Raw genomic sequence first — 14,292 nt, 5'->3', positions numbered from 1 at the left:
TTGCACTCGCAATATTCACATTCCTTTTCTACGAACAACATGGGTTTCGATTCGACAATTATCGCCAATACAAAGACAGTCAAGGCAAAAAGCCATAACCCGGCCGACCACGCATATTGAAATGTGCCGTACATCGAGGCATGCATTCATTAATACAAAACAGTCAACGAAGACCGATAACATGGAAGCATTTCGATCGCACGGCCCCGAACCGTCTCCCCCGAATCCGGAATATGCATCCACAACATGGCAGCCAACGCAAGCACAAGGTAAATAGCGACTAAACGTCACCATTGACTTTCAGTTCATGTGCAAAAAATGGAGTGCAGTACAATTCACGCAGAAATTTGCACGAATCCAACATTGGTACTAGAGCAATAAAGTAACATTGATTCAAGAGAATGGATACACAGCAGTGTGTATTGCATTAATCCTTTAATTCGTAATTAGAATCTAACTAGAACCGCGACTTACATTCTGACGGATCGACTGCACCTAGTTTAAATGTCTCACTCACGATCAACCACTTGCCGGAGCTCCGTGAAAATACAATCATTTTACACCCCCTATCTGAATAGCCAAGCGAATCATATGACTGGAAGAAAGTAATAGATGCCAAATCACTATTAATAAATTCAATTATTTCGCCGCCAATACTAATTCTTATGTTTTTTGAGTTAGGCACAATAGACAATCGGTTTTCCCGCCAAGCAAAGTGACTTTTAAATTTTCCCGAAAAGCTAGAAATGTACATTGAAAAATAGTCATGCATATTGGCGGCTTCCCAAGCTTGTTTCCAATTGGTGAGCGCATCACACAATTCCGACTCGCTGGGCACTAGCGGATCAATTTCTGGATGATTAGGAGCAATAACCATAACAACATCTTGATTTTCGTCTATGAGAGCCTCAAGAGACTTTATGTTATGCAGAGCAATGTTTCTCAACGATAGACTTTGTACCGGGCCAAGCTGTTTCCCGGAAAATAACGTATCAGAATCAGCATAATTCTGAACATACAAATACGCTTTTCGAGCCTTATCAAGGTGACCAGATTTCTGCCAGATAAACCCTAAATTTAATTGAACCCACGGGTTATCCGGATCTAGTAAATATGCTTCTTCAAGAATGATTGACGCAGTATCGTACTCGCCAACTTTCATTAACTCAAACGCGGTGGCGAGCGACCTATTGACATCCAACTTGTGCTTGTCACGTTGGTCCTGCGGAGACTCAAGAGCGCTACTAGCTAGCACCAGAGAAGCGCTGACATCGACTGACTGACAGCCGTAAGTCAAAAACGAAAAAATTACAGCAAAAATGAGTTTGAACATAATGTTAACGCTCCGAAAGTGCGCCTCTGAAAGCCCTTGCAAAAGGTTTGAAGATATATTCAAACAATGAGCGCTTGCCAACCATAATATCAATGGTGCTGGTCATTCCCGGCTTTATTTCCATGTTTTTAAGTAACAAGTTCGATTGGATATCAGGATCATCAAACCGAATGTTTACACGATAATAGGTGGATGCTTGCCCGTTGGCTACTGCCTGGTCGGTCAACGTATCAGAGCTGATGTGGACAACTTTTCCTGTCAAAGAACTATATGACGAATAATCATACGCATCTAGTCTTATGACTGCAATGTGTCCTATTAAAAGACGTCCGATATCTGAAGGATTTATTTTTGCCTCCACTATGACGCCACCCTCTGTCGGGGATATCTGTAAGATTTCGTCACCGGCACGCAAGACACCACCAATGGTATTTATTCGTAGGGACTTTACAATACCAGAAGCTGGAGACGTTACCCTAGTATGGTCAAGTACACTGACACGCTCTAGCAGTTTTGAGCGGATTTGCGCTAAATCCTCTTCCAATTTCACTATCTCCAATCTGGCATCCTGACGATACTTCTGTTTGGAGGCCTCTATTTTTCCAACAATCTCTCGAACCTGTCTTTTCGAGCGGCTCACCTCTAAAGCACTGATATCTCCACTTTGTAGAAGTTGCTGATTAACAGCCAATTCATCATTAGCAGTGTCGAGTACAGATTTGAGTGTATCAAGCTCAGTAAAGAGAGTCGCCAGCTTCTGCTTGTAAAGTTCTGTCTGTGTTGAAACAAAACCCTGATACTCATCGAATTCGGTTCCAAAATCCAAAGGAGAACCTCTTGCCTCAGCTCGAGCTCTAGCTAGTGCTGATTTTATTGCGGCCATCCTACTGTTCAACTCAGATACTGCAGCTCTGGGGCGCTCAGGCTCGAATGTAGCTAAGAGCTGACCTTCTTCAATATGTTGACCTTCATGCACTAACAGTTCGGCCAATACTCCACCATCCGCGCTTTGGACCAATTGATTCTTTGCACTGGGAATAACTTGTCCGCGCGCACGAATTGTTTCATCTATATCAAAAATTGTAGTCCACCCGAAGAATACTACAATACAGAGAAATGATATAAAAACCACTGATAGATGATTGAAATTTTTAATCATGATTTATAGTTCTATTGGTGATTTTAAATATTTACATGCTGATCTTTCAAATGTCTAAGCACTAAGTCTCGTTCGCCATCCAAGACAATTTGATTCTTCACAATGACAATGAGTCTATCGACTAACAATAGCAGATCTAATTTGTGAGAGATCACGATTAAAGTGTCCTCTTTTTTTATAGTACTCTTTAACGCTTCAATCGCCCTTTTTTCTGATTCTGAATCCATTGAGGCAGTTGGTTCATCGAGTAACCAAACAGATCGATTGCGCATGAATGCGCGTGTAAAGTGGACTAACTGCCGCTGCCCAATTGACAAGCCAGTACCACCCTCGTAGACCTCTTGATATAAGCCTTTCTCATGAGTCATTAACACCGAATCATAAAGCCCTGTTTTTTTTGCAACCTCATAAATAAATTGATCGCCTGGATCAATAATGCCCAAAATCAAATTGTCCTTTAACGTCCCGGCAAATAGGCGAGCATCTTGAGCCACAAAGGCGGTGTGCATAGATAAAACCGGTTTTGACAGGATTGATATATCGATATCATCAAGCAAGACCTTGCCAAACTGTGGCTTGTACATTCCAGAAAGAAGACGGATCAGGGAGGTTTTCCCTGCTCCAATCGGGCCTATTACGCCTACTTTTGATCCGCTGGAAATTTGTAGATTAGGTATATTTAGAACAGGTTTTCCGCCATAGGCGAATTCAACTGAGCTCAATTTGTATTTCCCGGCAATCCCTTGCAAGACAACGGGCTGAGGTAACCCATCATGGTCATCTTTCATGGACCATAACTTATCGATACCTTGTATAGCAACTCTTGTTTGATTAAGCTGACTAATAAATCCTGGTATCAGCGCGATACATGAAAGCAAACGCCCCGACAGAATACTAACTGCTATAAGTCCACCTTGCGTTAAATCACCTTGGCCGACCACAAGTGCGCCAGCGGCAATTATAAGAACATATGACAGTTGATGAAATGTTGAGGCAACATGTTGATACCACTCAGTCGATTTCTTGATTGAAAACTCAGACTTTTGAGAATCAGCAGTTACCTTTAGCCATCGCGACAGCATTCGCCACCCACCCTGGCCGGCCTTTATTGTTTCAGCTCCTTCGACAGTCTCAACTAGTAGGCCCATCTTCTGATTCGTCGCTTGATATCCAATAAGTGCCATTCGTGTACTCTCGTTAGACGACAAAACCCCAAGGACAAGAGAAATGATTAAGAATGTGAGCGGAATGAAGACAAGTTTTCCACCAATAATCAGAATTGAAATAGCAAATACTAGGATGAAGGGCAGGTCAGTTAGTAACTGGGAGGATGTTCCTGTAAAAAATGTACGAACGCTCTCATAACCACGAAGCTGAGAAGCTAGCCCCCCAACGCTCTGAGGCAGTTGGTCTAGGCGTAGCGAGAGAAACCTGTTGTAAACATCTTTTGCTAGAGCTGAATCAATATCTGATGCCAATTCGGTAAACAAGTTAGACCTCACGTGTCTAACTATAAGCTCCAATATAATAGAAGCACAAACGCCTATTGTTAAAACTAATAATGTTGAGCTTGCACCAGTTGGTACCACACGATCATAGACATGCATGCTATACAACGAAGTTGCAATGACAAGCACGTTAATTGTTAGCCCGGCAATTAAAAGACTGACAACCGATTTCTTGTTTTCTTTTAGCTTTTCACATACGAGTCTAAAAACACTACTCTTAGGTTTATCAATTTTGCTAATTTTTTCAAACAAAAAGCTCTTGAAAGATTTTTCATCGCTATAGCTGTTTAATGTCCAATTGTTAGATTGGAGATCAAGACACTCGACTATCCAATGGCCGATAGAATTGCGGCCTCTCAGTATTCCCCATCTGCCATCGTTTAACCTCACTAAAAGTGGAGCAAGCGTCTGATCTGGTTTTTGGATTAAACGTATTGATCCATAGCCCATCCCATTTCCAATTGCACTAAGAAGGCTAGTTGGATCTCGCATCGTTTGATCCGTAAATGACTTTGAAACAACTTCTGTGAGTGCTACCGCATCAACCTCGACCTGCATGAGGTAGCATAGGCGCAACAAGGTTGGTAATAGTTCGCGGGGCATCTCTTCAACACGCATTATTTTTCTCCAAGTAAGACCGCTGGTAAGCCATAGGTATTTACTGCAAGGCGCCACGAGAGGTGTGTTTGTGCCGCTTCGATTTCTGAACATTGAGATTGATATTGCGCAGTCTCACGAGCGGCATTCATAACTTCTATCCATGACTTCCGGCCAGCTAAAAACTGCCGAGTATATGAATCCAATATACTTTCAGATATGATGATTGATGACCTAATTGCATTTAGACGTTCGGTCAACATACTTAATTGCAAAAAGTCATTCACTACCTCTTCTCGCACTAGCAACTTGTGAACATTAATCTCTTCACGAGCTGCTTCTTGCTGGGCTAGAGCACCATTTATTGCAGCTTTATTTGATAGCCCTGGGCTTAATGAGCTCGAAAATCCAAGAAACGAACGTGTTGAAGGATCGCTATTGGGTATTGAATAATTTCCAAACTGTCGCTCTATTCTTAAATAGACTTGAGGCCATAGTTCTGCTTTTTTTTCAGCAACTGTTGCAGTTATTAATTTTTCTTGTGCTTGAAGACGTTCTAGTGCTGGGGAATTCATTACTGCCAATTGTTGAATAGCAGATACCGAGTCATATATAGGATAGGGTGAACTGCTAACAGCTTCCAATTCGGAATTTTGTATTTCGCGTCCAAGTGCTAAAGAAATTTTGCTTTTTGCAGAATTAATTTGACCTTTTATCATCGCTACCTCTGCAGAGAGTGAATTCAGGCGTACTGAAACGACCGATCGATCACTTTCAGCGGAAGCCCCCAATTCCACTCGTCGCCTCAACTGTTTTTCGAGCGTCTCGTGAATTTTGTAGCTTTGATTAACCACCTTTAGGCGCAGGTCTGCTGAAACCCAATCGCTGAACGCCTGTATGATCTTCAAGGAAAGCTGTTTTCGGACTTCCTTTTCACTGGCCTTTGCTTGGGACATAGATGCCTCTGCTTTTTCAACCCCAGCGGCAATTTTGCCCCCGGTCCAGACTGGCTGCTGTATTCGTAGTGTCGTGACTCGTTCATCACCTTGGTATGAGTAGTCTTTCTTTGCAGCACTAACGCCCTCAACCGAGAGTGAAGGCGTTGGGAAATACTGCCATTTAGCTATTTCAACGCCTGAACTACTACTCTCCAAGCTGGCACGCTGTGCCAGCAGAGCTGGGTGTTGAGATAATGATTCAATAATCAGCGCCTGCAAAGTTTCGGCTTGTGCTGTTGATACACTGAGAATCCATAAAGCTATTGCGGAATATTTCATATAGACACTCAAACCTTTTCAGTATTTTTCCATCCACACCGCTCAATTCCTTGCATAGTCTTGCATTTCGCTATGCTATAGCCCCTATAGAATTCATCTCAAGCCAGCGCCCAGCGCTGATCTGCGTTTTGCAGACAGTTGAGGCTGTGGATTTCGGCCAATTTCTCAAATAAGATCGCAAAACCGCTCACCTCTAGGTCTGCATAAGTCAGCCGATGGCGAGCTCATGCGTTAAACGGTCATGAAACAACAAAGCCTTGCCACAGCTGGTTTCGAATTGGCCACCAAGCGCACGCGCAAGCGTGAGTTCCTTGACGAGATAAACCTGGTGGTTCCCTGGACGGAGTTGGTTGGACTGACCCAACCGCATGCGCCTGCGGGCAAGACGGGACGGCCGCCGTTTGCAGTCGAGACCATGCTGCGCATCCACTTCATGCAACAGTGGTTCGGCCTGAGCGATCCGGCCATGTAAGAGGCTTTGCACGACGTGCCTCTTTACTGCCAGTTCACTCAACTCGATCCTGGCCTGAGCCGCCTGCCCAACGAAAGCACCATCCTGCGCTTTCGTCACTTGCTTGAAGCGGGCGATCTGAGCCAACAGATCATGGCCGCGATCAACGCCACACTGGCCTCCAAGGGCCTGATGCTCAAGACGGGCACGGTGGTGGACGCCACCTTGATTGCTGCGCCCAGCTCGACCAAGAACAAAGACGGCGAGCGAGACCCCGAGATACACCAGACCAAGAAGGGCAACCAGTGGCACTTTGGCATGAAGGCGCACATTGGGGTGGATGCTGACTCGGGCTTGGTGCATAGCGTGATCGGCACGGCTGCCAACGTGAGCGATGTCACACAAGGCCATGGTCTGCTGCATGGCCAGGAGAGCGTGGTGTTTGCCGATGCGGGCTACCAGGGTGCCGGTAAGCGCCCGGAGGCCACCGCTGTCCAGTGGCAAGTGGCCATGCGTCCGGGCAAGCATCGTGCCTTGGCCAGCAATGGCTGGGGTGCCTTGCTTGAGCAAGCTGAAAAGCTCAAGGCCAGCGTGCGCGCCAAGGTCGAGCATCCGTTTCGGGTGATCAAGCGCCAGTTTGGCCACGTCAAGGTGCGCTACCGGGGTCTGGCCAAGAACACAGCGCAACTGGTCACGCTGTTCGCGCTATCGAACCTGTGGATGGTACGCAAACGAATTTTGCAGGACCTGCACGCATGAGTGCGCCTGCAATTCGGGCAAGAGCCCGAATGGGGGCTAAAACATGACCGTAGAAGGGGAAATTGACGCCAAATTCGGCGGCGGTTTCATCATGTGAACAAGTCCCCCTCAACGGCAGCTCCTGAGGCTGTTGTGCAGACCATCCCTAACATCCATGCGAGTTGAGGAGGTTTTGCGGGGCGGACTAATTATTTTTCTAATACCTAAGGAATGTGTTCAAAACTCTCCGGCGATTTGCATGATTGAGGCACATAAATTGCGTTCAATGACGGCATGAAACAAACCGACCTTGGTCTTGACCTGAACACGCGCCGCACGCGCAAGATGGAACTGCTGGAGCTGATGAATTGCGTGGTTCCCTGGCCTGAGCTGGTGGCCCAGCTCATAGCGGTGTCGCCGCCCAAGACAACGGGCCGCCCGCCCTTTGGGCATGAGACCATGCTGCGCTTGCATCTTCTGCAGCAACTCTTTGGTCTGAGCGACTTCGCCATGGAAGAAGCTCTGTTTGAGACGCCGCTGTACCGCGAATTTGCCGGCTTGGATACGAACGACCGATTGCCCGATCGGGTCAGCATTCTTAGGTTTCGCCACCTGCTGGAGAAGCACAACCTGGCCAAGGCATTCTTCGAGACCGTCAATGCCATGCTCAAGGCTCGTGGCCTGATGCTCAACAGTGGCACCGTCATCGATGCACCCAGCTCCACCAAGAACAGCAGCGGCAAGCGCGACCCTGAGATGCACCAGGCCAAGAAAGGCAATCAGTGGCATCACGGCATAAAATCGCACATTGGCTCGGATGCTGACTCTGGCCTGGTTCACTCGATGGTGGGCACTGCGGCCAACGTCAACGATGTCACGCAGGCCCATGCGCTGGTGCATGGAAGCGAGAGCGACGTGTATGCCGATGCCGGCTACCAGGGGGTGGGCAAGCGCGAAGAAACCCAAGGCATGGATGTCAACTGGCATGTAGCCATGCGGCCGGGCAAGCGCCGGGCACTGGACAAGACGAGCACGCTGGGTGCGATCACCGACCAGATTGAAAAACTCAAGGCCAGCATTCGAGCCAAGGTGGAGCATCCGTTTCGGGTGATCAAGCGTCAGTTTGGCCACAACAAGGTGCGCTATCGCGGTCTGTCCAAGAACACCGCGCAGTTGTTCACGCTGTTCATGCTCTCGAACCTGTGGATGGTTCGCAAGAAACTGGCAGCAGGATCGCAGGCATGAGTGCGCCCGCAAACGGCCAGGGCGCCCAGATCGGGCGCGAAAACGCCAGGATTTCGATGGCTGCAGCGCAGATTCAATTGAAATGGAATCCGTCAGATCCGTTATGCGGGATTCAGACATTTACAGCCGCTTCGGCGTTGAGTTTTGGACACCATCCCTAGTAGTTGTCCCTGCAAAACCCCTGCAACCCGCATGAACGCTTGTGATCTGGGGTGATTCCGGATGGTCAGAACTCTCAAATAGATATTCAATGGAGTCTGTTTTCTGGGAGTTTTTGAAAGCAGCGCCATGACCGATGACTTTTTCCGCAACCGCCTGGATCAGATGATCGATTTGCGCCACCCTCTGGCGGTGCTTGCTAACCGCATGCCTTGGCAAGAGATCGAAGCCTCCCTCGTCCAGCGCTGGGCACGCCAGGTCAAGTCTGGCAAGAAGATAGAAGACTTGGACTTGTTTGGTCCGGTCTCGGCCGTTGCCGGTGGCGGCGTCTCCAATGCCGGCCGTCCCCGTCTGCCCACCCGGTTAATGGTTGCCTTGCTGTACCTCAAGCATGCGTTCAATGAGAGCGACGAGGACGTGATCCAGCGCTGGGGTGAGACCCCCACTTGGCAGTACTTTTCTGGCAACGAATACTTTGAACACCAGTGGCCGTGCGACCCGACACAACTGGGGCGCTTTCGTAAAGCTCTGGGCGAAGAAGGCGTGGAAGAACTGCTGGCCCGCACCATGGAAGTGGCGGTCACCCTCAAGCTGATTGCCAAGAAAGAATTGACCCGCATGATCGTGGACTCCACGGTGCAAGAAAAAGCTGTGGCACATCCCACCGACAGCAAGCTGCTGGAGACCGCCCGATCCAAGGTGGTCGAGTTGGCCAAAGCCAATGGCATCGAGCTCAAACAGACCTACGCCAAAGAAGGCCAACTGCTGGGCTACAAGGCTGGGCGCTATGCCCATGCCCGCCAGTTCAAGCGCATGCGCAAAGCCATCAAACGCCAGCGCACCATCGTTGGACGGCTGCAGCGCGAGGTGGCTCGCAAGATGACCACGCTCAGCCAAGCCATACAAGAGACCTTGGGCCAGACCTTGGACAAGGCCAAACGCTTGGTCACGCAGACCGGCAGTCGCAAGGCAGTGGACAACCGCGCCAAGCTCTACAGCTGGCATGCGCCCGAGGTGGAGTGCATCTCAAAAGGCAAGAGCCGCAATCCGTACGAGTTCGGCGTGAAGGTGGGTCTGGCCATGACGCTCAAGGGCAATTTGATCGTGGGAGCCAGGAGCTTTCCCGGTAACCCGTATGACGGGCACACCATGCACGAGCAGATCGAGCAAAGCGCTATCCTGATGCAAGGCTTGGGGGTCAAGCCCGAGGTGGTGTACGCAGACTTGGGCTACCGGGGTGTGGACAAAGACAACCCGGACATTGAGATCAAACACCGGGGCAAGGACAAGCGGTTGACCGATGAAGAGCGCAGACTGCTCAAACGGCGCCAAGCGATCGAGCCGATCATCGGGCACCTCAAAGCGGATCACCGCATGGACCGCTGCCACCTCAAAGGCTCAGCAGGCGATGCACTGCACGCGGTGCTGTGCGCGGCGGGCTACAACATCCGCTGGCTGCTGCGGATGATCGCCCGGAAAGGCCTGGGCCTTTTGTTGTGCCTGCTGCAGGTGAGCGGTTTGACGGGCTTGTTTGAGAAATTGGCCAAAATCATCGGCCTCAACCGACTGCAAGGCTCAGATCGGCGCTGGGGGGTGGCTTGAAGTGAATTTTGCAGGGACGACTCTTTAGCCACTCGCGGGTTCCGTACCTGCCGTCTCAAGTCTGGTTGATTCGATTCATCCAGCGCCTCGAAAGAGGTTCACTCTGATCGTGACGATCAACACCGGCTGCATAAGCCACGCCGCAAGGCACACCCCCCGCCGTTTAGGCACCCCCGCTTGAAAAAGCATTCTCACGTTGAGGCCTATGGACGCACTTCTGTGTTCCGAACGCTTAGACCGAGAAACCTCCGCTGATCAATCGAGTGAATTGATCGAGCCAGATGACGTTCTCACCAGCGTGCGTCTGGAAGTGGCAGTCCCGAAGAGGAACTGCCCACCAGCAAACTTATCTCCGTGCTGCGTTTGCAGCTTGCCGATTACATGTGCTCTGGCGAGCAATGCGATTGGGTGCCCGAGAGGGCGAAATAGATAACACCCGTGTTCTACACACACTGCGGCCCTACTGGGGTCAATCCAATCCGCCTGTCCGCTTGAGGATGGGAGCCATAAGGGCTTGAAAGGTGATTGGAGTTAGGCGGTGGTGACTGGGCTCACGTAACAGCGTGGGTTGAACGGGTGATTTACGACTGGCTAATAGAGGCTGGTAGAGAGTTGTGGGCTTAACCCACTCGGTGGAGACACCGGAACCCCCTGCATTCGTCCTACCCAGGATGCAGGAGGCCTCGCAAGAGGTTGCCCCCATTCGTTATGGACAAGGCAGGATAGTTTGCTGACGTGCACAAAGACTGTGATCCGCCGATCTGGAGGCGCTAAGCCCAGAGAGATAGACAAACGCCAGAAAGAAAATGATTTTGGTTATGAGGAAGTGGAGCCTGTTTATACGGAAAGCAGGAGACAAGCTGACTCAACGAGAGCGGAACAGAACGCAATGGAAATGATCAAGAAAGCGCGCATTACCGGTGAAGAAAGTTCGTCCGACGCGATACAAAGCACCATAGACGTGAAAAAAGCGTCTCAACCCGTGCGCGAAAAGACAGCGCGTGAAATCAACCGCGAAATAAGCCAACAGCTCAAGGAAGAAAAATACCGTGAGCGCGAGAAACGCACGGCCAGGGGAAGTGGACTTGGAGCGCTGGAGCGGGCCGAGAAAAAGCACAAGGGAGACGCCGTAGCCCAGCTGGCCATGTTTTTTGGTGAATACAACATCAAGGCAGGCACTGGGCGCAGCCGCTACATATCTGAGCGGACGCGGGACATCTATGCGGAAGAAATGTTCAAGTTGCTACGTCAACTCAAAGAGCAAGGTAGGGGTGTATCGAACTTACGCGAGTTAGGTCAACCCCACGCAGTTGCCCTCATCAGGTAGCGTCAAGGACAGGGTGGGGGGCGCCCACTACCGCCCCTAAAAATTACTTTGGAAATACTGGCTCCATCATCTCCCTATAAGAACGCAACCCCTTCCCACTATGTAGAGGACAGCATAGAACAAGAAATATCATCTGACGCGCACAGTCGTCAAAACTCAATCCCACCTTCGCTCTCAGCCAAGTCGCTCAGCTAGCAGCCCCGACATCACCAACAAAGAAACACAATCTCTGCACCTATCGCACACAACTCGCGCGCACTATCCCAAGCCTACCGGCAAAGTGTTCGTCATGCCGCGTGATCGTCATGATATTCTGAGATTGGGACCACGTACAAATGCTAATCGGATAGCTGAGAAGCATCAGTAAAAAACTGATGGGATATTTCTCTGTAATAGAGGACCACGAGTAGTCTTATCGCATCCAGTGCTACAGCCTATGGGATATCTAATCACCTAAGAAAAAGACCTGTCGAGCGCCATGCGACGCGATCAGGCCTTGAAGGCTTGGACTCGCTCGGTGCTAGCCTGCGCCGAGTGAGTTGCCCAAATAGCGGGTTTACTTGCTATCGAACGCCGGAATGGTTTTCTGACCACCATCGAGCCAGTCAATGTAGGCCTCACCCATTTGGGCACCCCATTCCTTCAGACGCGTTTCAGTCGCATCACCGACCTTAAAGTCGGCAGGCACCTTGGAGATGAACGTCACCACCAAACTGCGGCCCTTGTCCTTGTTGAAGCTACCCCACAACCAGTTGTAGCCAAATTCATAGCTGGCGGCATTGGCAGCCAAAGGTATCAAACGAGTCTTGAACCACTGGTTCTTGGATTCACCAATGCCCTGCAGGTAGGTCTTAAGTGTCCTAGGGGCCAAGTACACATAGTCATTGGTGCAGGCGTAGATCAAGCTGCCGGTCGTCTTGCCGAAGTCATTGACCCAATTAGCTTTAGCACCCATCGTTTGGCAGGACGAATTGCCATTCCAACGAATGCCCACCTGTTCAGGGGTATAGGTCACCAGTGCGGCCACCAAAAGGCTATCCTGATCCTGATTTTCCAGCGTGAGGGTGATCTGTGGCACCGAATCGGGTCCGTTGCCGGTGAGTTTGATTTGGTCCTCGATTCGACCCACGATCTTCCAGTTGCCAGGGGACAGGGGCAAGGCCTTGGGCTGAAAGGACTTCATGGTCACACCGGACGCATCCAGCGTCTGGCCCACAACCGCCTCATCTGAGGGCAACGCAGCATGTGCTGCCATGCAAGCCAGTGCCAAAACACCGGTCAAAAATTGCGTTTTCGTCTTGATCAAATTGCTTCTCCTGTTGAAAGTTCCCAAGCCATCGTCACCGGGCGGCGCTGCCATGGCAGGGTGCGTATTTCGGCGAAGATGAACGGCGATTCCGGGATCGTGAACATGGATTCCGGCCAATATGAACGCAGCGGCAGTGAGGGACTGATATTGCGCTCTTTTATTTTGGCTCTGTCACCTTATCGTGTTGGAATTTACTCCAATGTTGATGTTTCAGAGGGGCCGTTGGGTCTCACACGCGGTCTGGATATGACATCCTTTATCAAGTCTTCAGGGACTCGTGACCATCCGCTCTCGTCGTAGAACCGGAACCACGCCAAGTAGACAGGGAGGTACTTCGTTGCAACTCCCTTAAAGGGTTTGAACCAGCTCTTCATGCGACTGTGCAGAGCGTTAACGTTCTGGATGTGATACGGCCCCAGCTTGTGAGTCCCCCTGGGGATTTGACGGATAACAATTCCCAAGTTCTTGGCTGCGGTTTTATACGAACTTGCTGAGTCCGATACCAAGACCGTATCTTTGGACAGGAGCGGCCCCAAAGAAGAAGTAATCGAGGAAGCACTTGGTACACCAGGTAACACAGACATGAAGCTTGTGCGGGAGCCGCGGGATACGGCTGTAAGTACAGGAATCTGCTCTTTGGAGATTCCTCGCTTGCCCGCCGGCATAGCGCGCTTATGGGCTGTTCGAGGCATTCCTTTCTTGAGACCCTTAAACGACTCCCGAAAGAAGGCTTCATCGACCTCTGCCACTCCCTCTAATGCTTCGGGTTGATGCGCGCTATTTGGCGGCATCAGTCGGTGTCGCCAACGAAACACCACATTGCGGTGCAGTCCGAGTTGCTCAGCAGTCTCTCGCACGCTCAAACCGACCTTCATGCACTGGGCGTACTCCAGCAGCAGACTTTTATGCCAGAGGCCGTTTAACGGGGAACCCGTGAGCCCGGTGAAGCTCTTGAAGCACTTCTTGCACCGGTATCGCTGCTCCCCGGACGCAGTAGTCCCCCACCGCTGGAACGCATTACCTTGGCAGTGAGGGCATTGCCCCTCACGTTCCACATGCGCAGTTACGAGCTCCCGCACGGCAGTTTGCTGGGCGAGCTTGCTTACGGTCTCGTCCAGTTGACGCAATTGATGGGGGCTGAGGGACTCTAAGGACTCCACCAACCGCTGGAAATCTCGGCGGCGCATAGCGCCAAAGTGTACTCACCAACACGATAAGGTGACAGAGCCTTTATTTTAGGCCGAGGTGGTTTTTCGGCAGAGTGACTCCTTGTCAGGTTGGTTGATTGGGGCTTTTCTTAATCAACCCGCCGCGGACTCAGCGTTGGCGGTTTTGCCTTTTCCGGGTGCAGGTTTCTTTCGCAACGACTCACCCGTGATCGTGAAGCGATGATGGTTCTCCATTAACCGGTCCAGCATCGCATCGGCCACTGTCGGGTCACCAATCCACTCGTGCCAATGCTCAATGGGCAACTGACTGGTAATGATCGTGGCCCGACTTGATGTCCTGTCATCAATGATCTCCAGCAAGTCCGCCCGGCTCTGGCTGTCCAGCGCAGCCATGCCCCAGTCATCGAGCAGCTGTCAC

General features: G+C 50.4%; 9 protein-coding genes and 2 pseudogenes. 4 read left to right on the top strand and 7 right to left on the bottom strand.

The features are described from left to right. Nucleotides 1-457: 457 nt before the first annotated feature. Genes RAE21_RS18810 through RAE21_RS18795 form a run of 4 tightly spaced genes read right to left on the bottom strand, consistent with a single transcriptional unit; the run spans nt 458 to nt 5,874 of the window. Nucleotides 458-1,333 carry a L,D-transpeptidase Cds6 family protein gene (locus tag RAE21_RS18810; protein WP_313882745.1) on the bottom strand — a complete coding sequence of 292 codons (876 nt, stop codon included), beginning with the start codon at nt 1,331-1,333 and terminating at the stop codon, nt 458-460. A gap of 4 nt (nt 1,334-1,337) precedes the next feature. Continuing rightward, nucleotides 1,338-2,492 (bottom strand): beta-barrel domain-containing protein, encoded by a 1,155-nt coding sequence (locus tag RAE21_RS18805; protein WP_313882744.1) that lies wholly within the window; start codon nt 2,490-2,492, stop codon nt 1,338-1,340. 23 nt (nt 2,493-2,515) lie between these two features. Then, a complete protein-coding gene (locus RAE21_RS18800) occupies nt 2,516-4,618 on the bottom strand; it encodes an ATP-binding cassette domain-containing protein (RefSeq protein ID WP_313882743.1) in 2,103 nt (700 codons plus the stop codon). Beyond that, nucleotides 4,618-5,874: a TolC family protein gene (locus RAE21_RS18795; RefSeq protein ID WP_313882742.1), complete on the bottom strand. Its 1,257-nt coding sequence runs from the start codon at nt 5,872-5,874 to the stop codon at nt 4,618-4,620. Before RAE21_RS18795 ends, RAE21_RS18800 begins: the two co-directional genes overlap by 1 nt. A 241-nt stretch (nt 5,875-6,115) precedes the next feature. On the opposite strand from RAE21_RS18795, the pseudogene RAE21_RS18790 reads away from it, so the two are divergent. The 4 genes and pseudogenes from RAE21_RS18790 (at nt 6,116) to RAE21_RS18775 (ending at nt 11,396) form a co-directional block, all read left to right on the top strand. After that, nucleotides 6,116-7,084 (top strand): annotated as a pseudogene (locus tag RAE21_RS18790) (IS5 family transposase). Nucleotides 7,085-7,357: 273 nt separating this feature from the next. Continuing rightward, complete coding sequence (locus RAE21_RS18785) at nt 7,358-8,308, top strand: IS5 family transposase (RefSeq protein WP_313881594.1); 951 nt, start codon at nt 7,358-7,360, stop codon at nt 8,306-8,308. Between the two features lie 288 nt (nt 8,309-8,596). Then, nucleotides 8,597-10,069 (top strand): IS5 family transposase, encoded by a 1,473-nt coding sequence (locus RAE21_RS18780; protein WP_313880209.1) that lies wholly within the window; start codon nt 8,597-8,599, stop codon nt 10,067-10,069. Nucleotides 10,070-10,817: 748 nt separating this feature from the next. Beyond that, entirely contained in the window at nt 10,818-11,396 is a 579-nt protein-coding gene (locus tag RAE21_RS18775) for a hypothetical protein (RefSeq protein WP_313882741.1), read from the top strand. A 556-nt stretch (nt 11,397-11,952) separates the two neighbouring features. Here the strand turns inward: RAE21_RS18775 and RAE21_RS18770 are convergent. From RAE21_RS18770 to RAE21_RS18760, 3 genes and pseudogenes are all read right to left on the bottom strand, one after another. Further along, entirely contained in the window at nt 11,953-12,702 is a 750-nt protein-coding gene (locus RAE21_RS18770; RefSeq protein WP_313882740.1) for a hypothetical protein, read from the bottom strand. A gap of 194 nt (nt 12,703-12,896) precedes the next feature. Beyond that, a complete protein-coding gene (locus RAE21_RS18765) occupies nt 12,897-13,892 on the bottom strand; it encodes an IS1595 family transposase (RefSeq protein WP_313881603.1) in 996 nt (331 codons plus the stop codon). Between the two features lie 114 nt (nt 13,893-14,006). Then, nucleotides 14,007-14,285: pseudogene (locus tag RAE21_RS18760) on the bottom strand (ATP-binding protein); the annotation flags it as partial. Nucleotides 14,286-14,292: the final 7 nt, after the last annotated feature.

This window comes from Rhodoferax potami, assembly GCF_032193765.1.
Classification (GTDB): Bacteria; Pseudomonadota; Gammaproteobacteria; order Burkholderiales; family Burkholderiaceae_C; genus Allorhodoferax; species Allorhodoferax potami.
This window is presented reverse-complemented; position numbering and strand designations above follow the sequence as displayed.